Below are 17,654 nucleotides of genomic sequence, written 5' to 3'. Positions count from 1 at the left end.
ACCTACGCGCCCAGCGCTGCATCAGTCCTCTCCGGTGCGCTGCCATTTGAACAGGTAGGACATGGCGAAGCCGAGCAGGCCGGTGAGACCGGCGGCGATGGTCATCGCCTTGCCCAGGCCGTCGACGACGCCGGAGACCAGTGCGGCGTTGCCGGTCAGCACGCCGACCGCCTGGGCGCCGACGACGATGATGCCGAGCAGCAGGAAGACGGCCAATCCGAGTTTGAACAGTGGCATGGTGATCCGGCGGGCCAGCGATCCGGCGGACGGGGTGTCGGGAGCCATCAGAACCTTTCCTAGACGAACAGCGGTAGCGCGCCGGTGGCGATCAGCACGCCGATGACCAGCGTCGGGAGCACGAACCAGAGGATCAGCCGGATGAACGTGCGGGCCGGGTCGACACCGGCGATCCCGCTGGCGATGTAGATCGGCGCCGCACCGGGCGGCGAGGCGCCCTCGGTCGAGGCGAAGATCAGGATCACCGTCGCCGCCACGGCCGGGGCGACACCGGCGCTGGTCAGGGCGCTGAACGCGACGCCGCCGATAGCGGCGACGGTGGCGGTGGCGGTCAGCGGCGCGGCGATGATCACGATCAGCAGGCCGACCAGCGAGACGATCACCCAGAGCGGGGCGTCGATGTTGTTCATGATCGCGGTCAGCTGGTCGACCAACCCGAGCTCACCGAGGCTGGCCGCGGCGGCGAAGGCGAACAGCAGGGTCGCACCGATGACCGCGTACCGGGGTGCCATGTCGCCGAGCACCTCGCTCCAGCCGCGCGCCGTGCGCGGCAGCCGCTTCCAGCCGACCAGCAGCGTCGCGACGATGGTCAGCACCGGGATCCACACCACGATGCTGATGTCGTCGGCCGCGTCGCCGAGCCGGGATTCGAGGAACCGCACGCCGACGTCCAGCGTCATCAACACCGGGATCGCGATACCGAGGTAGACCAGCAGCGACGCCAAGCCCTGGCGCAGTGCGACGCGGAACGGCACGATGTCGGCCGCGTCCATGGCCCGCACCCGGAACCGGCGGACCCAGATGAACACCACGACGAAGCGGTGCAGGACGGTCCACAGCCCGCCGACGAAGGCGGCGACGATGAGCTGGTCGGCGGTGAGCACCGGCGCCACCGCCGCCGAGCCGAGCAGCAGGAACATCGACGAGCTCGGCGGGATCGAGATGCCCAGTCCGGCGTTTCCGGCCACCAGCGTCGCGGCCAGCTCGGGCCGCCAGTTGGACCGGATCATCCACGGGATGGTGACCGAGCCGACCGAGGCGGCGACGCCGGAGCCCGAACCGGCCGGTCCGCCGAGCAGCGCGGCGGTGGAGGTGGACACGTAGGCCGAGCCACCGCGCAGTCGGCCGAACACCGAGTTCAGCAGCGTGACCTGCCGGTCGATCAGGCCGAGCCGGGTCATCAGGTAGCCCATGAAGACGAAGGCCAGCGCGGCGAAAACGACCTCTTCGGACAGCGCGTCGTCGAGCCCGGCCCAGGCCAGGGTCAGCGCGTCGCTACCGCCGAAGAGGCAGACCACCACGAACCCGATGAACATCGCCTCGCCGATGTTGCGCCCCAGCACTGCGTTCCAGCCGACGATCACGGCGATGTAGCTGATCAGTGCCCAGATTGCTACGCCCACAACGAGATCTCCTTTGATCGTGGAGCGTTCGGTTTACCGGGGGTGTCGCGAGATCTCCTCGGCCAGCGCGAGGACGCGGCGGGCCTTGGCGACGATGGGGGCGTCGACGAACCGGCCGTCCGGCAGGGCGAGCGCGCCGACACCGTCCTGTTCGGCCCGCGCCGCGGCGTCGACCACGTCCCGGGCTCGGGCGATTTCGGCCTCGGTGGGCTGGAATGCCTTGCATATCAACGGAATCTGGCTCGGATGGATCGCCGTCCTGCCGAACAGGCCGAGGCTTCGGCCGCGTCGGCAGGAGTCGAGCAGCCCCGCTTCGTCGCGGACGTTTGCGAACACCGACATCGGCACCGGTCCCAGCCCGGCCGCTGCTGCTGTCACCACGATCTGCAACCGCAGTTGGTCCAGGGCGGGTTCGTCGATGGACAGCTCCGCGAGGAGGTCCTGCTCGCCCAACGCGATCCCGGCGGTGCGCGGATGCGCGGCGATGGCCTGCGCGTTCACCAAGCCCCGCGCGGATTCCAGCAGTGCGAACGCACGCGTGGGCCGGTCGCCGAAGACCTCGTCGAGGACGTCCAGATCGCTCGGCGACTCGATCTTCGGCAGTCGCACCGCGGCCAATCCCGGCGCATCGGCGAGGGCCGCCAGGTCGTCCTGGCCGCGCCGGGTCGCGAGGTCGTTGACCCGCACGTGCACCGCCGGAGCGCCGCGGGTCTCGGCCAGGTGTGCCACGGCGTTGTCCCGCGCCTGGTCCTTCCGGCTCGTGTCGACGGCGTCTTCGAGGTCGATGATCACCACGTCGGCGCCGCTGGACGCGGCCTTCGCGAAGCGCTCCGGGCGGTCGCCGGGCACGTAGAGCCAGCTCAGCGGCGTGGTCATGCCACCACTCCCGTCCGGCGCAGTTCGTCGATCTGCTCGTCGGCGTAGCCGAATTCGGCCAGCACCTCGTCGGTGTGCTTGCCCAGCGGCGGGCCGGGCCAGCGGATCTCGCCCGGTGTGCCGGACATCCGGAAGAGCACGTTCTGCAGGGTCACGGTGCCGAGTTCCGCATCGGGCAGGTCGACGAAGGTGCCCAGCGCCGCGTACTGCGGGTCTTCGGCGATGTCGGCGACGTCGTAGATCGGCGCGATCGCGGCCTGCGCCTCGGCGAAGGCCGCGATCACCTCGGCGGCGTCGCGTTCGGCGATCCAGGCGGCGACCGCCGCGTCCAGTTCCTCGACGTGCTCGACGCGTCCGGCCCCGGTGCGGAACCAGGGTTGTTCGGCGATCTCGGGCCGCCCCACCAACGTCATGACGCGTTCGGCGATCGACTGGGTGCTGGTGGAGATCGCCAGCCAGCGACCGTCGCGGGTGCGGTAAGTGTTGCGCGGGGCGTTGCTGTTCGAGCGGTTGCCGGTGCGCTGCGGCACCACGCCGAGCGCGCGGTACGCGGTCATCTGCGGGCCGAGCAGCCCGAGGATCGGCTCGATGATGGCCATGTCGATGACCTGCCCGTGCCCGTTGCCCGCCCTGGCCCGGAGGGCGACCATGATCGCGTACGCCATGGCCAGCCCGGCGATGCCGTCGGCCAGCGCCAGCGGCGGCAGCACCGGCGGGCCGTCGGGTTCGCCGGTGCTGGCGGCGAAGCCGCTCATCGCCTCGGCGAGGGTGCCGAAGCCGGGCTGGGCGGCCATCGGACCGAACTGCCCGAAGCCGGTCATCCGGGCCACGATCAGCCGCGGGTTGATCTCCAGCAGGTCGGCGGGTGCCAGGTTCCAGCGTTCGAGCGTGCCTGGCCGGAAGTTCTCGATCAGCACGTCGGAGGTTTCCACCAGTCGCCGCAGCACCGCCTGCCCGTCGGGCTGGGACAGGTCGACGGCGGCGGTGCGCTTGTTGCGCGAGAGGGTTTTCCACCACAACCCGACGCCGTCCTTGAGGACACCGTGACCGCGCGCGGGGTCACCTCGCCGCGGGTGCTCGATCTTGATCACGTCGGCGCCGAAGTCGCCGAGCAGCATCGCCGCGGACGGCCCGGCGAACAGCGTGGCGGCATCGATCACCCGAAGCCCGGTGAGACTCGTCATGGTCGGATAACTTATAAGATGTATGACGCAAGTCAAGGCGCGCTTCGGGCAAGCAGGCGGTACGGGATACTCGACGCAGATCGACTAGCCGAGGGGTGGGCATGGCGGAGCCGACGGTCAACCGTCCGCCGATGAGCAAGGCGGACTACGTCTACCACGTGCTGCTGCGCGAGATCCGCAGCGCGCAGATCCCCGGCGGCACCCAGCTGAAGGCCGCGCCGCTGGCCGAACGCCTGGGCGTGTCGATCACCCCGGTCCGAGAAGCCCTGCGGCGCCTGGAGAACGACCGCCTGGTCAGCTACCAGAGCCACTACGGCGCGACCGTGATCGACCTGAGCGACGAAGCGCTGTCCGAGTACTACAACGTCCGCGCGGTGGTCGAAGGCCTCGGTGCCCGGCTGGCCGCCGACCGGATCACCGGAGAACAGCTCGCCCAGCTGCGCGACCGCCACGACGCGATGGTCCGCGCCGCCGCCGAGGGCGACCGGGAGCACCTGGGCGAGCAGAGCCAGGAACTGCACCTGGCGATCGCCGACATCGGCGGCCCGGCGTTCCTCGGCCAGCACGCCCGCGCGGTGCGCAACAGCTACCCGGTGCCCACCGATGCCTCGCTCTGGCTCGACCCGGAGCACACCCGACGCCACCTCGAAGCACACGCCGAACTGCTCGACGCTCTCGAAGCAGGAGACGGCGCGTTGGCCGAGCGGATCATGATCGACCACGTCAGAGCCGCGGGCACCTACCGCGTCGGCCAACGCGCCGAGGATCACTAGTCAGGCGGCGAAGTCCGCCGACAACGGTCGCAGTCGAGGATCTCGAAGAAGCGCACGATTCACCAGCATATATTCCTCATATTAAATATTCCCCGATGGGCATACTGGACGGCCGGATTTCGGGCAATTGGTGACGCGCGCCACTTGTGGTACTGGATGGAATTACGTGGGTTGGACTGACGTTGGTTGCTAACATCAGACTCAAGTAGATGGCGGCGGAAGCCAGCAACACCGTCGCGAGGAGGTTGGCAATGGCGACGTTCTTCGGACCGGTCGGTGGCCCGTTCGACGAGTACTTCGCACGCTTCTTCGGTGCCGACGACTCCGCGTCCGGCTCCCGGCGGATCGACATCACCGAGTTGATGACCGAGCAAGCGCAACAACTGCTGGGCGGCGCCGCGGGCTTCGCGCGCGACCGCGGGCAGACCGATCTGGACGCGCTGCACCTGCTGTGGTCGGCCGCGCACCAGCCCCCGACCCGTGAGCAGTTGCGGCAGGTCGGCGTGGACACCGACGCGCTCGCCGAGGAGATCGAGGAGCACCTCCCGGCAGCCGCCGAGGCCGTCAGCGACCAGCCGGTCACGCTGACGCTGGCCGCCCGGACGGTGCTGGCCGACGCGCACCGGGTCGCCCGCGCGCTCGGCTCCACCTACATCGGCGCGCAGCACGTGCTGCTGGCCATGTCGGCCAGCCCGCAGTCGGAGACCGGGCGACTGCTCGGTTCCGCCGGGGCCGGTCCCGAGGCCCTGCGCGCCGCGGGCCAGCGCCCCCGCACCGAGCAGGAGGGGTCTGGCAAGGACAGCGGCACCCCGACGCTGGACCAGTTCGGTCGAGACCTCACCGCCCGCGCCCGCGACGGTGAACTGGACCCGGTGATCGGTCGTGCCGAGGAGATCGAGCAGACCGTCGAGATCCTGTCCCGGCGCACCAAGAACAACCCGGTGCTCATCGGCGAGGCGGGGGTCGGCAAGACCGCGATCGTCGAGGGCCTCGCCCAGCGCATCGCCGCCGGTCAGGTGCCGCAGGTCCTCGCCGACAAGCGAGTGGTGCAGCTGGAGCTGTCCGGAATGCTGGCGGGCACCCGCTACCGCGGTGACTTCGAGGAGCGGATGACCAAGGTCATCGACGAGATCGCCGAGCACCGCGACGAGCTGATCGTGTTCATCGACGAACTGCACACCGTCGTCGGCGCTGGCGGCGCCGAGGGCGCGATGGACGCGGGCAACATGCTCAAACCCCGTCTGGCGCGCGGCGATCTGCACGTGGTCGGTGCGACCACATTGGACGAATACCGCAAGCACGTCGAGAAGGATCCCGCTCTGGAGCGCCGGTTCCAGCCGGTCCAGGTGCCCGAGCCGAGCGTGTCGGACACCATCGCGATCCTGCGCGGTCTGCGCGAGAACTACGAGGCGCACCACCGGGTTCGCTACACCGAGGAGGCGGTCGCCGCAGCGGCCCAGCTGTCCGACCAGTACATCGCCGACCGGTTCCTGCCGGACAAGGCGATCGACCTGATCGACCAGGCCGGGGCGCGCAAGCGGCTGGCGGCGCTGACGCCGGACGGCGACCGGCTGCGCGCTCGCATCGAGCGGCTGGAGCGCGCGAAGGACGAGGCGGTCGCCGCCGAGGACTACGAGCGGGCGTCGGCGTTGCGCGACGAGATCACCGCGGCGCAGGCCGAGTTGAGTGGCAGCGGTGCGGCGGAGGTCCTGGAGGTCGCAGCCGAAGACATCGCCGAGATCGTCGCGCGGGCCACCGGGGTGCCGGTCAGCCGCCTGACCGCCGCCGAGAAGGTGCGGTTGCAGGGCTTGGAGCAGGAGTTGCACCAGCGCGTGGTCGGGCAGGACGACGCGGTGCGGGCGCTGGCCCGCGCGGTGCGGCGCTCGCGCAGCGGGCTGGGCGATCCCAACCGGCCGGTCGGCAGCTTCCTGTTCCTCGGCCCGACCGGGGTCGGCAAGACCGAGCTGGCCAAGGCGCTGGCCGAGTCGCTGTTCGGCGACGAGCAGCGGATGGTGCGGCTGGACATGAGCGAGTTCCAGGAGCGGCACACCGCCAGCCGCCTGGTCGGCGCGCCGCCCGGCTACATCGGCCACGACGAGGCCGGTGAGCTGACCGAGGCCGTCCGGCGGCACCCGTACTCGGTGATCCTGCTGGACGAGGTCGAGAAGGCCCACCCGGACGTGTTCAACACGCTGTTGCAGGTGCTCGACGACGGCCGGTTGACCGACGGTCAGGGCCGCACCGTCGACTTCACCAACACGGTGCTGATCATGACGAGCAACCTCGCTTCGGAGGTCGTCTCCAGTGCGGGCGGCAAGATCGGCTTCGCCGCCACGGATGCCGATCCGGCGCTGGACGAGCGGATCATGCCGCGGCTGCGCGAGGCGTTCCGACCGGAATTCCTCAACCGCATCAACGAAATCGTGGTGTTCAAGCGGCTGGACGGCGACCAGCTGCACACGATCACCCGGATGCTGTTGGAGCACACCGAGCGGCGGCTGCGGGCCATGGGCATCGCCATCGAGTTCGACCCGGCGGCGGTGGCCTGGATCGCCGAGCGCGGTTACCGGCCCGAGTTCGGCGCCCGGCCGTTGCGGCGGGCGATCGAGCGGGAGGTCGACGACCGGATCAGCGACCTGCTCCTGGACGGCGAACTCGCCGAGGGCGCCCGGCTGCGGGTGTCCACCGCCAACGGAGAACTGGCCTTCCAGGTCGAGGAACCGACGGCCACGGCCGCCTGATCGCGCGAAAAGGGGCGGGTGCGCGGTGCGTCCGCCCCTGGCGGCGTGCGGGAGAATCGAAGGCGTGTCCGATCGCATCGCCGTATACGGCACGCTGCTGGAGGGCGCGGCGGCCTGGCATCTGCTGGCACCGCTGGTCGTCGGCCCGCCGGAGCCGACCTGGCTGCCCGGCACGTTGTACGACACCGCCAACGGCTATCCGGCGCTGAAGCTCGACGCGGATTCTCGCGCCCCAGCACAGGTTTTCCGGCTGCGCGACCCGGACCGAGCACTGCCGCTGCTGGACGAGTACGAGGGCCCGGACTACGAACGCCGCCAAATCGACCTCGACGGCCAACCCTGCTGGGTCTACGTCTGGATCGGCTCGGTCAAGGGCATGCACCCCCTACCAAACGGCTGGCCCAACCAATAACCCACCGCGACACCGCCCTGGATCCCGCACTCGCCCCCGGTTCACCGTCCGGAGAGGAGTGAAGGGCACCTTTGACCGGGTAAGCCGGTCGAAGGTGCCCTTCACCCAGTCCGAATCGGGTGCTGCGGGGTGGGGACGTGCTGCAGGACACAGGCGTGGGTGGGCGCACATGCCAATGGACCCTTCACACCGGAGGGCATCGTTGCAATACTTGTTCAACTGGGCGGGATGACCCGTTGGAGGTGGCCATGCTTCCGAGGGACGAGCGGCGCCGCCTGAGGGAGATCGAACAGCAGCTCATCGGCGACGATCCCAAACTGGCCCGCAGGTTGACCGAAACCAGCTTGTGGCGACAGGTGTGGGCGCACATGTCACCGCGAACAGCGCTGGCCGTATTCGCCTCGTTCATCGCGGTGCTGTGCCTGTTCCTCGGGGAAGGCGGCGGGGTGTTCACCGCAGGTGCGCTGGCCGCGCTCGTGGTCATCTCCCGCAACTGGCAGATCCACCTCGACTGAGCACCGGCCGCGAGCCCGTCAGGCCACTCCCTCCGGGCTGGCACCGGCCATCGACACACTGTCGGCGACAATCCGGCCGATCTGCGCCAGATCCTCGGCGGAGAGGTCGATTTCGGCCGCGGCAAGGCTGTTCTCGATGTTGCGGGCGCTGCGCGCACCGACGATCGCCACGTGCACCCCGGGCTGGGCCAGCACCCACGCGATGGCCAGCTGGCTAATCGAATGACCCCTGGCCTCGGCGAACTCCGCGAGCCGGTTGACGACGGCGAGGTTGCGCCGCAGTGCTTCGCCCTGGAAAGCCGAGGCCTGCGACCGCCAGTCGCTCGGTTCGAACGTGGTGTCGGGGGTCAGTCGGCCGGTGAGCAGTCCGCTGGCCAGCGGACTGTAGGCGAGCACACCGATGTCGTGCTGCCGCGCGTAGGGCAGGATTTCCCGCTCGATTTCGCGTTGGAACAGGTGATACGGCGGCTGGAGGGCCTCGACCGGGCGGTACTGGTCGAACTCGGCCAGCTGGGCGGCGTCGTAATTGGACACCCCGACGTGCCGGACCTTGCCCTCGTCGACCAGTTCTTGCAGCGCACCGGCGGTTTCCTCGGCTGGCGTACCGGGGTCCGGCCAGTGCACCTGGTACAGGTCGACGTACTCCAGCTGCAACGCTCGCAGGCTCGCCTCGATGCCCCTGCGCAGCCACGCCCGGCCAGCGTCGCGGGGCCGGTCGCTGCCGGGGTTGATGCCGCCCTTGGTGGCGATCACCAGGCTGTCGCGGTCGCGGGTCAGTTCGTGGCGCAGCGCGGTGCCGAGCACCTCCTCGGATCGCCCGAACCCGTAGGCCTGCGCCGTGTCGAAGAAGTTCACGCCGAGCTCGTGCGCGTGCCGGATCGCGTCGATGGCGGCCCGCTCGTCGAAGGAACCCCAGTCCCCACCGAGCTGCCAGGTGCCGTAGGCGATCCGCGATACCGTCATACCGGTCTTGCCCAGGACTGTTTCGCGCATGCCCCCATGACACCGCACCCGGCTCTCACCCGCACACCGATCACTGTCCACAATAGCCAGGTGAACATCTTCGGCGGCGCCGGTGGATTTTCCGCCCTGGCCGGAACCGGGCGGCGGTTGCACAATCGCCAGAAGGCCCCTACCGGTAGGAGCATTCGATGACCACTGTGGCGTTCCTGGGCACCGGGACGATGGGCGCTCCGATGGTGCGCAACCTGCTGGCCGCCGGATTCCCGGTCCGGGTGTGGAACCGCACGCCCGCCAAGGCGGCGCCGCTGTCGGCCGACGGCGCGACCGTCGCCGAGACGCCAGCGGAGGCCGCGCGGGGCGCCGACGTGCTGATCACGATGCTGTTGGACGCCGCCGCCACGGTCGAGGCGGGCCGGGCAGCGGTCGCCGAACTGCCGCCGGGTGCGGTGTGGGTGCAGATGGGCACGATCGGCCTGGCCGGGCTGTCCCAGGTCAGCGCCGTCGCCGACGGCGTGACGCTGGTCGACGCACCCGTGGTGGGCACGAAACTGCCCGCCGAACAGGGCGAACTCGTGGTGCTGGCCGCTGGACCTGCCGCCGTGCGCGATCGCGTGCAACCGCTGTTCGACGCGGTCGGGCAACGCACCCGCTGGCTGGGCGAAGACGCCGAGCAGGCGGCTGGCACCCGCGTGAAACTCGTCGTGAACAACTGGATCCTGACGCTCACGAACGCCGTCGGCGAGTCGATGGCACTGGCTGCCGCGCTCGGTGTCGACGGCGCCGATTTCCTGTCCACGATCAGGGGCACCGCTACCGATTCCGCGTATGCGCAGATCAAGGGCGCGGCGATCCTGGCCGGTGACTTCACGCCGTCGTTCGGGCTGCGGGGCGCGGCCAAGGATGCGGAGCTGATCGCCGAGGCCGCGGGCGACTCGGTGCGGCTCGACCTCGCCGAAGCGGTGCGGGAGCGGTTTCGGCGGGCGCTGGCGGCCGGGCACGGCGACGAGGACATGGTCGCCGTCTTCTTCGCGTCGCAACAGAGCTGACATCGTCCGTTCTCGCTCCTTGGGAGCCTCGCCGCCACCGTTGACGTCGGCAGCGGAGTCCTGCAAGCATCGGAATCGTGTCCGGACGCGTTGCGTTGACCTGGCGCCTGCACGTCGATCTGCGACGGCAGGCCAGCTCCGTCTGTCGTCCCTGCTGACTTTCCCGCGCTGATCTCGAAAGTCCCCGGGAGTGCTTTCCGGGTTGTCCTCGCCTGCCCTCCAGCTGGTGTGTCGAATCCCCCGCAACGATGGAGCAACCGACCGTGCGTCGTCGTGATTTCCTTGCTGTCCTTGCCTTTTCCACCACTTCGGCAGGCCTGCTCACCGCCTGCGGCAGCGGCGGCGGCGAACCGGCCGACGCTGGCGTACCCGCACCGGTCGATCCGCAGCAGTTGGCGGGCGTGACGCTGCGCGTCGGCGACCAGAAGGGCAATTCCCGTTCCCTGCTGCACTCGGCCGGGCTGGACGACTTCCCCTACACCGTGCAGTGGGCGACCTTCCCATCCGGTCCGCCGCTGCTGGAAGCGGTGTCGGCGGATGCGATCGACATCGGCGGCGTCGGCAACACCCCGCCGCTGTTCGCCGCCGCGGCCGGGGCGAACATCAAGATCGTCGCCGCGTCCAAGGGCAACGTCGCCAGCGACGCGCTGGTGGTGCTGCCGAACTCGCCGCTGCAGGGGCGCGATCAGCTGCGCGGACGCAAGATCGCGGTGGCCAAGGGCAGTTCGGCGCACGGCCAGATCCTGCTGACGCTGCGCGCCGCCGGTCTCACCCTCGATGACGTCGAACTGGTGTACCTGCAACCCTCCGACGCGCTCGGGGCGTTCAGGCAGGGCTCGGTGGACGCCTGGGCGATCTGGGATCCGTACTTCTCCCAGATCCAGCTGGAGTCGGGGGCCCGGGTGATCGCCGACGGCCAGGGCACCGCCAACGGGCTGAGCTTCCAGGTCGCCGGGATCAAGGCCTTGGCCGACGCGGGCCGCAACACCGCCATCGCCGACTACCTGGTTCGGCTGGCCAACGCGCAGCGCTTCTCCGACGCGAACCGCGAGCAGCGCGCGCAGGCCTGGTCCGAGGACACCGGGCTGCCGATCGAGGTGACCCGGCGGGCCACCGGCCTGGGCCCGGACCTGCCGGTTCCGCTGGACGACGAGGTGATCCGCTCGGAGCAGGAGCTCGCGGACGCGTTCGTGGCGGCCAAGGAGATCCCCCGCCCGTTCCAGTTCGCCGAGTTCGTCGACACCCGGTTCGCCGCCCAGCTCGCGACCGCGGGCTGAAGATCCCAGGAGAGCACCACATGAGCGTCACCACGCACTGGTTCCTGCCGACGCACGGCGACGGTCGATCCATTGTGGACCGACCGCACGTCACGGCCACCGGGGCCGACACCCCGCGCCAACCGGACATCGACTACCTGGCGCAGGTGGCGCAGGCCGCCGAGCACCTCGGCTTCACCGGGATGCTGACCCCCACCGGCACCTGGTGCCAGGACGCGTGGATCACCACGGCCGCGCTGCTGGCCCGCACCCGGCGGATCAAGTTCCTGGTGGCTTTCCGGCCCGGTTCGCTGAGCCCCACGCTGGCCGCCCAGTTGGCCACCACCTACCAGAAGGTCTCCGGCGGGCGGCTGCTGCTCAACATCGTGACCGGCGGCGAGTCCACCGAGCAGCAGCGCTACGGCGACTGGCTGGACCACGACCAGCGGTACGCGCGCACCGACGAATTCCTCGCGGTGCTGCGCGGGATCTTCAGCGGTGAGCCGTTCGACTTCGACGGCGAGCACTACCAGATCCGCGGCGCCACCGCGTTCGAGGCGCCGGATCCGCAGCCGTCGCTGTACTTCGGCGGATCCTCGGACGCGGCGCTGCCCGTCGCGGCCCGGCGCGCGGACGTGCACCTGACCTGGGGCGAACCACCCGCCGCGGTGGCCCGCAAGGTCCAGCGGTTGCGCGAACTCGCCGCCGAGGAGGGTCGCACCCTGCGCTTCGGCCTGCGCGCCCACATCATCACCCGGGACACCAGCGCCGATGCCTGGGCCACCGCGCAGCGATTCGTCGACCAGATGGACCCGGCCGACATCGCCGCTTCGCAGGCGAAGTTCGCGGCCACCGAATCCATCGGCCAGCGCAACATGGCGGCTCTGCACGGCGGCGTGCCGCACACCGACGCGCGGAAGCTGGAGATCCATCCCGGTCTGTGGGCGGGTGTCGGGCTGCTGCGCGGCGGCGCGGGCACCGCGTTCGTCGGAAGCCACACCGAGGTCGCCGACCTCATCGAGGAATACCACGCGGTGGGCATCGAGGAGTTCGTGCTCTCCGGCTACCCGCACCTGGAAGAGGCCTACTGGTTCGGCGAGGGCGTGCATCCGGAGCTGGCCCGCCGCGGCTTGCTGGCGTCGGCGCAAAATCCGGCAGGCCACCTGGTTCCCGCGTTGTAGCGCGCCTTGCGCCACGGCGGGCCCGCAGGTCATCATGATTTTGAACCGGCCAGGTCCGAAATGTTTCGGGGCGTGTCGCGGAGGAGGCGGTGTTGGCGGGGCCCGCAGGACGTCGCCCGGTGATCGTCGGCCTGGGAATGACCGAACTGGGCAAGGTCTACGGTCGTACCGCAGGCGAGTTCGCCGCCGACGCGGTGCGCGACGCGGCCGCCGACGCCGGACTCCGACCGTCCGATGTGGATGGTCTGCTGATCAACTCCGGCGTCTCCGGCGGCGTCGACATCTGGACGCTGCAACAGCAACTCCAGATCCGCGACCTGCGGCTGCTGACCGAGATGCAGGCCTTCGGCTCGTCGGCCGGTTCGATGCTCGCCTACGCCTCGATGGCGGTGCGCTCCGGCATGGCCGACACCATCGCGTGCGTGTTCGCCGACGCGCCCCGGCAACCCGACCAGGGCAGCGCGGCGGCCTACACCGGGCGCCGCCGTCCGACCGGCTTCGAAGGATTGCTCGGCGCCAGCGGCCTGACCAGCGTGAACGCGATGTACGCCCAAGCCGCTCGGCGGCACATGAACACCTACGGCACCACTTCCGCGCAACTCGGCGCGATCGCGGTGGCGCAGCGGGCGTGGGCGGCGCGCAATCCGCTGGCCCAACTGCGGGAGCCGATCACCCTCGCCGATCACCAGGCGTCTCGGATGATCGCCGATCCGCTGCGGCTGCTGGACTGCTGCCTGGTCAGCAACGGCGGCATCGCGGTGCTGGTCACCTCCGCCGACCGCGCGGCCGATCTGCGGCAGCCGCCGGTGCACGTGCTCGGCTACGCGCAGAGCCACCCCAACTACCCCGCCGCGCGCGGCAGCGAGTTCGGGCTGCGCACCGGCGCCGCGCAGGCCGGTCCGGCCGCGTTGAAGATGGCCGGAGTGTCCATTTCGGACGTCGATGTCGCCGAGCTTTACGACTGCTACACCTTCACCGTGCTGATCACCTTGGAGGACTACGGTTTCTGCGCCAAGGGCGAGGGCGGCGAGTTCGCCGCCTCCGGCGCGCTGGCACCGGGCGGAACGCTGCCGGTCAACACCGGAGGCGGTCAGCTGTCCTCCTACTACATGTGGGGCATGACCCCGCTGTCCGAAGCGGTCATCCAGGCGCGCGGCCACGGCGGCGCACGCCAGGCGCCGCGCAACGACGTGATCCTGGTCAGCGGCAACGGCGGCATCCTCGCCCACCACACCACCCTCGTCCTGAGCCCCAACTCCCCCACCTGAACCGGGAGGACCCGTGGTCTCCGTCGCGCGCAACGCGGAGTCGGCTGCGTTCTTCGACGGCACCGCGCGTGGTGAGCTGCTCGTCCGGCGCTGCCCGCGGTGCTCGCTGGTCATCGCGCCCAACGTGCCGCAGTGCCCGGACTGCGCGGCGACCGGGCTGGTTTGGCAGCCCGCTCGCGGCACCGCGACGCTGGTGACCTGGACCGTGGTGCCCGACCCCGACGGCGCCCCGGTCGTCGCGGGGATCGTCGAGCTCACCGAAGGCCCTTGGCTGCACGCGCGGATCCTCGTCGCACCCGAGGAACTCACCGAAGGCCTCGCGCTCTCCGTGGATTTCCAGCGCGACGGCGACGGCGAAGCCGTGCCGGTCTTCCACGCCGCCTGATCGACTCAGCCGCGCGGTTTGACCAGCGGAAAGGCCAGATTCTCCCGAATCGAGCCGCCGGTGAGCAGCATGATCAGCCGATCCACCCCGAGGCCCAGCCCACCGGTGGGCGGCATCGCGTACTCCAGCGCCGCGAGGAAGTCCTCGTCCAGCTCCATCGCCTCCGGATCGCCACCGGCGGCCTGCCGGGACTGCTCGGTCAGGCGTCGGCGCTGCTCGATCGGGTCGCCGAGCTCGGAATAGCCGGTGCCCAGCTCGACGCCGAAGGCCACCAGGTCCCAGCGTTCCGCCAGTCGCGGATCGCACCGGTGCGGGCGGGTCAGCGGCGAGACCTCGGCCGGGAAGTCGGTGTAGAAGGTGGGCCGGGTGGTGCGCGATTCCACCAGCCGCTCGTACATCTCCAGCAGCACGGCGCCGCGATCCCAGTGCCCCGGGTAGGGCACCGACGCGGCATCGCAGAGCCGCCGCAGGCGCGGCAGCTCGGTGTCGGCGGTGACCTCTTCGCCCAGTGCCAGCGACACCGCCGCGTTGACGGGCACGACCGGCCAGTCGCCGCCGAGGTCGAACTCGCCGTCCGGGCCGGTCGCCGTGGGTGCGCCGTTCGCGGCGACGGCGGCGGCCTGCACCAGATCCCGGCACAGCTCGCGCATCGTGGTGTAGTCGCCGAAGGCCTGGTACGCCTCCAGCATGGTGAACTCCGGGTTGTGCCGGGGCGACACGCCTTCGTTGCGGAAGTTGCGGCCGAGCTCGAACAGCCGCTCCAACCCACCCACGCACAGCCGCTTGAGGTACAGCTCCGGGGCGATCCGCAGGTACAGGCGCATGTCGTAGGTGTTGCCGCGGGTGGTGAAGGGGCGGGCGTTGGCGCCGCCGTGCACCGGTTGCAGGACCGGCGTCTCGACCTCCAGGAAGTCCGATCGCACCAACGTTTCGCGCAGCGCCTGCACCGCGGCGGCGCGGGCCCGCAACCTCGCGCGGGCGTCCGGGCGCGTGATCAGGTCGACGTGCCGCTGCCGGGCGCGGGCTTCGGGATCGACCAGCCCCCGGTGCTTGTCGGGCAGCGGCCGCAGGCATTTCCCGGCCAGCCGCCAGTCGGTCGCCAGCAGCGACACCGCACCGCGCCGGGAAGTGATCACCTCGCCGGTCACCGACACCTGATCGCCGATGTCCACCCACTGCCGCCAGCTGTGCTGCAGCTCCGTGCCGGAGTCCTTGGCGGTGAGCATCACCTGCAGGTCGCCGGAGAAGTCCCGCAGCGTCGCGAAGCACACCCCGCCGTGGTCGCGCAGCAGCAGCACGCGCCCGGCCACCGAGGTGTGCTCGCCGGTCCTGGCGTCCGGCCGGAGGCCCTGGTGGCGGACGGCGACGGCACGGCAGCCTTCGGCGCGCGGCACCGCCACCGGGTACGGATCGATTCCGGCGGCCCGCAGCGCGGTCAGCTTGTCCCGGCGCACCTGTTGTTGCTCGGGTCTGGCGCGTGGCGGCGGTTCGAATTCCGGCCTCAGCACCGGCACTTCCGCCGTGTGGTCCAATGTGGATCGATGAGCGGGCAGGAAGCCCTCCGCCGCCGCCGATGCGATGCCGACCCGCGCGAGATCTCCGCGCTCGGCGAACGCCACGTAGCGCGGGAACCAGTGCGGCAGGTACTTGACGTTCGACCGGTACAGCGACTCCAGCTGCCACCACCGGGAGAAGAACAGCAGCAAACCTCGCCAGGCCCGCAACACCGGACCGGCGCCGATCCGCGCACCCTCCTCGAAGGCGGCCCGGAACATCGCGAAGTTCAACGAGATCCGCTCCACCCCGAGCAGCGGCGCGGCCTGCACCAGCGAGCTGACCATGAACTCCACGACACCGTTGTCGGCGTCGCGGTCCCGGCGCATGACGTCCAGCGACAGCCCGTCGCGGCCCCACGGCACCAGGGACAGCAACGCGACCGGTGCACCGCGGTCGGTCAGCGCTTCGACCAGCACGCAGTCGCCGTCCTGCGGGTCGCCGAGCCGCCCGAGCGCCATCGAGAAGCCGCGCTCGGTCTCGGTGTCGCGCCAGGCCTCGGCCAGCCGCGCGATCTCGGCCATCTCGGCCGCGGGCACTTCCCGGTGCCGCCGGACGCGAGCGGTGCACCCGGCGCGCTGCACCCGGCGCACCGCCTGCCGCACCGGCCGCATGTCGTGGCCGTCCAGGCCGAACTCGGCGACCCGCAGCACCGCTTCGTCGCCGAGTTGCAGGATCTTCATCCCGGCGCGCGCGTAGGCCGTCGCGCCCGGTTCGCTGACGCCCATCACCGCCGGGGTCCAGGCGTACTCCCGGCACATCGCGAGCCATTTGTCGATCACCGGCGGCCAGGCGTCCGGGTCGCCCAGCGGATCACCGCTGGCCAGGCAGACCCCGGCGACCACCCGGTAGGTGATCGCGGCCTTGCCGCTGTCGGAGAACAGCACGGCCTTGTCCCGGCGGGTGGCGAAGTAGCCGAGCGAATCCCGTTCCCCGTGCTCGGCGAGCAATCGGCGGATGTGCTGTTCCTCTTCGGGGCGCAGGGCGGCGGCCAACCGCTGCGCCCGCAACAGCAGGAACAGCGCGGTGAACAGCGCGGCCGTGCCGAACAGCCCGAGCACCAAGTTGACCCAGCCGGGCGCGTGCCCGACGCGCGTGATGTCGAAGTCGACCGCGCCACCGAGGACCCGCTCGACGGTCCAGGTGAGCCGCTGCCGCGCGTCGCCCAGCGAGCCGGGGAACATCGTCACCAGGCCGTAGCCGACACCGACGAACACGGCGACGAGCAGCACGAACACCACCGCCGCCGATGTCGCGCTGCCCCGCTTGGCACGACCGGAGAACTCGGCACGCGCCGACCAGAGCAGCCCGACGAGGATGCCGGTCACCACGATGTTCGCCAGGAAGATCCACATGTGGTCCAGCGGCAGCTGGTAGCGGCCGCCCATCTCGTCCAGCCACCGCGCCGCGCCGTGGTCCGGCAGCGCCACCAGCACCACGACGTCGGCGACCGCCTGCATGACCAGGACCGCGAGCAGGATCCACAACGCCAGCGCCTTGCGGCGCTTCAGCGCCGCCGCCAGCACCGCCAGGAAAGCCGCGTACGCCAGGTTCGGCGGCGCGGGGAACAGCACGTCGTCGACGAGCCTGCGCACCGGTTGCACATTTCCGGAAACCGCCAGTCCCACGGCGGAGACCGCGCACATCAGCGCGATGACGAACAGCGTCCCGGCTGCGACGCCCGGTACCCGGCCACGCCACTGCCGCCTGCTGACCGCCTCACGCCGGACCGCTTGCTGGACCACAGCGTCCCTCCCCGCTCACGGCCGCTGACCTCATTCCGCAGCCCCAATCTACGACCGCTGGAGCGCGCCGCCAGGCCAGGGCGGTCGTGAGTGCGAAAGCCGGTCGGAGCCGGTT

Annotated in this window: 16 protein-coding genes; 10 read left to right on the top strand and 6 right to left on the bottom strand. The window is 70.6% G+C overall.

The genetic code is table 11. The annotated features are described in order from the left end of the window. Nucleotides 1-21: 21 nt before the first annotated feature. From ACTWQN_RS37480 to ACTWQN_RS37465, 4 genes are read right to left on the bottom strand one after another with little or no spacing between them, the layout of a single operon-like run. Entirely contained in the window at nucleotides 22-285 is a 264-nt protein-coding gene (locus ACTWQN_RS37480) for a hypothetical protein (RefSeq protein ID WP_443208428.1), read from the bottom strand. 11 nt (nucleotides 286-296) lie between these two features. Then, entirely contained in the window at nucleotides 297-1,640 is a 1,344-nt protein-coding gene (locus ACTWQN_RS37475) for a TRAP transporter large permease subunit (protein ID WP_443208427.1), read from the bottom strand. Nucleotides 1,641-1,673: 33 nt separating this feature from the next. Next, the gene (locus ACTWQN_RS37470) at nucleotides 1,674-2,516 is read right to left on the bottom strand and encodes an HpcH/HpaI aldolase/citrate lyase family protein (RefSeq protein ID WP_443208426.1); all 843 of its coding nucleotides are present in this window, start codon (nucleotides 2,514-2,516) and stop codon (nucleotides 1,674-1,676) included. Next, nucleotides 2,513-3,700, bottom strand: coding sequence for a CaiB/BaiF CoA transferase family protein (locus ACTWQN_RS37465; protein WP_443208425.1), 1,188 nt, complete (start codon nucleotides 3,698-3,700; stop codon nucleotides 2,513-2,515). Before ACTWQN_RS37465 ends, ACTWQN_RS37470 begins: the two co-directional genes overlap by 4 nt. Before the next feature lie 101 nt (nucleotides 3,701-3,801). Between ACTWQN_RS37465 and ACTWQN_RS37460 the strand changes: the two genes are divergently transcribed. From ACTWQN_RS37460 to ACTWQN_RS37445, 4 genes are all read left to right on the top strand, one after another. Further along, on the top strand, nucleotides 3,802-4,473 hold the full coding sequence (locus ACTWQN_RS37460) for a GntR family transcriptional regulator (protein ID WP_443208424.1): 672 nt from the start codon (nucleotides 3,802-3,804) through the stop codon (nucleotides 4,471-4,473). Between the two features lie 251 nt (nucleotides 4,474-4,724). Beyond that, entirely contained in the window at nucleotides 4,725-7,214 is a 2,490-nt protein-coding gene (locus ACTWQN_RS37455) for an ATP-dependent Clp protease ATP-binding subunit (RefSeq protein WP_443208423.1), read from the top strand. Nucleotides 7,215-7,278: 64 nt separating this feature from the next. Beyond that, entirely contained in the window at nucleotides 7,279-7,626 is a 348-nt protein-coding gene (locus tag ACTWQN_RS37450; protein WP_443208422.1) for a gamma-glutamylcyclotransferase family protein, read from the top strand. 248 nt (nucleotides 7,627-7,874) lie between these two features. After that, on the top strand, nucleotides 7,875-8,141 hold the full coding sequence (locus ACTWQN_RS37445) for a DUF3040 domain-containing protein (protein ID WP_443208421.1): 267 nt from the start codon (nucleotides 7,875-7,877) through the stop codon (nucleotides 8,139-8,141). An 18-nt stretch (nucleotides 8,142-8,159) separates the two neighbouring features. Here the strand turns inward: ACTWQN_RS37445 and ACTWQN_RS37440 are convergent, their stop codons facing one another. Further along, nucleotides 8,160-9,134, bottom strand: coding sequence for an aldo/keto reductase (locus ACTWQN_RS37440; protein WP_443208420.1), 975 nt, complete (start codon nucleotides 9,132-9,134; stop codon nucleotides 8,160-8,162). 158 nt (nucleotides 9,135-9,292) lie between these two features. Between ACTWQN_RS37440 and ACTWQN_RS37435 the strand changes: the two genes are divergently transcribed. The 6 genes from ACTWQN_RS37435 to ACTWQN_RS37410 all read left to right on the top strand — a co-directional run bounded on the left by ACTWQN_RS37435 (nucleotide 9,293) and on the right by ACTWQN_RS37410 (nucleotide 14,240). Beyond that, nucleotides 9,293-10,150 (top strand): NAD(P)-dependent oxidoreductase, encoded by an 858-nt coding sequence (locus tag ACTWQN_RS37435; protein ID WP_443208419.1) that lies wholly within the window; start codon nucleotides 9,293-9,295, stop codon nucleotides 10,148-10,150. A 77-nt stretch (nucleotides 10,151-10,227) separates the two neighbouring features. Beyond that, nucleotides 10,228-10,308 (top strand): putative leader peptide, encoded by an 81-nt coding sequence (locus tag ACTWQN_RS37430; RefSeq protein ID WP_372495657.1) that lies wholly within the window; start codon nucleotides 10,228-10,230, stop codon nucleotides 10,306-10,308. Nucleotides 10,309-10,413: 105 nt separating this feature from the next. Continuing rightward, on the top strand, nucleotides 10,414-11,427 hold the full coding sequence (locus ACTWQN_RS37425) for an ABC transporter substrate-binding protein (RefSeq protein WP_443208418.1): 1,014 nt from the start codon (nucleotides 10,414-10,416) through the stop codon (nucleotides 11,425-11,427). Between the two features lie 20 nt (nucleotides 11,428-11,447). Further along, nucleotides 11,448-12,587, top strand: coding sequence for an LLM class flavin-dependent oxidoreductase (locus ACTWQN_RS37420; RefSeq protein WP_443208417.1), 1,140 nt, complete (start codon nucleotides 11,448-11,450; stop codon nucleotides 12,585-12,587). Between the two features lie 92 nt (nucleotides 12,588-12,679). Further along, a complete protein-coding gene (locus ACTWQN_RS37415) occupies nucleotides 12,680-13,855 on the top strand; it encodes a thiolase family protein (protein ID WP_443208416.1) in 1,176 nt (391 codons plus the stop codon). Nucleotides 13,856-13,868: 13 nt separating this feature from the next. After that, the gene (locus ACTWQN_RS37410) at nucleotides 13,869-14,240 is read left to right on the top strand and encodes a Zn-ribbon domain-containing OB-fold protein (RefSeq protein ID WP_443208415.1); all 372 of its coding nucleotides are present in this window, start codon (nucleotides 13,869-13,871) and stop codon (nucleotides 14,238-14,240) included. Between the two features lie 5 nt (nucleotides 14,241-14,245). On the opposite strand, the gene lysX is transcribed toward ACTWQN_RS37410, so the two are convergent. After that, nucleotides 14,246-17,539 (bottom strand): bifunctional lysylphosphatidylglycerol synthetase/lysine--tRNA ligase LysX, encoded by a 3,294-nt coding sequence (gene lysX / locus ACTWQN_RS37405; protein ID WP_443208414.1) that lies wholly within the window; start codon nucleotides 17,537-17,539, stop codon nucleotides 14,246-14,248. Nucleotides 17,540-17,654: the final 115 nt, after the last annotated feature.

Source organism: Saccharopolyspora antiqui, from assembly GCF_052246905.1.
Lineage (GTDB): Bacteria > Actinomycetota > Actinomycetes > Mycobacteriales > Pseudonocardiaceae > Saccharopolyspora.
This window is presented reverse-complemented; position numbering and strand designations above follow the sequence as displayed.

Coding starts and splice junctions, on each gene's coding strand:
- ACTWQN_RS37480 (WP_443208428.1), bottom strand. CDS start 285: ATGGCTCCCGACACCCCGTCCGCCGGATCGCTGGCCCGCCGGATCACC.
- ACTWQN_RS37470 (WP_443208426.1), bottom strand. CDS start 2,516: ATGACCACGCCGCTGAGCTGGCTCTACGTGCCCGGCGACCGCCCGGAG.
- ACTWQN_RS37465 (WP_443208425.1), bottom strand. CDS start 3,700: ATGACGAGTCTCACCGGGCTTCGGGTGATCGATGCCGCCACGCTGTTC.
- ACTWQN_RS37460 (WP_443208424.1), top strand. CDS start 3,802: ATGGCGGAGCCGACGGTCAACCGTCCGCCGATGAGCAAGGCGGACTAC.
- ACTWQN_RS37455 (WP_443208423.1), top strand. CDS start 4,725: ATGGCGACGTTCTTCGGACCGGTCGGTGGCCCGTTCGACGAGTACTTC.
- ACTWQN_RS37445 (WP_443208421.1), top strand. CDS start 7,875: ATGCTTCCGAGGGACGAGCGGCGCCGCCTGAGGGAGATCGAACAGCAG.
- ACTWQN_RS37440 (WP_443208420.1), bottom strand. CDS start 9,134: ATGCGCGAAACAGTCCTGGGCAAGACCGGTATGACGGTATCGCGGATC.
- ACTWQN_RS37435 (WP_443208419.1), top strand. CDS start 9,293: ATGACCACTGTGGCGTTCCTGGGCACCGGGACGATGGGCGCTCCGATG.
- ACTWQN_RS37420 (WP_443208417.1), top strand. CDS start 11,448: ATGAGCGTCACCACGCACTGGTTCCTGCCGACGCACGGCGACGGTCGA.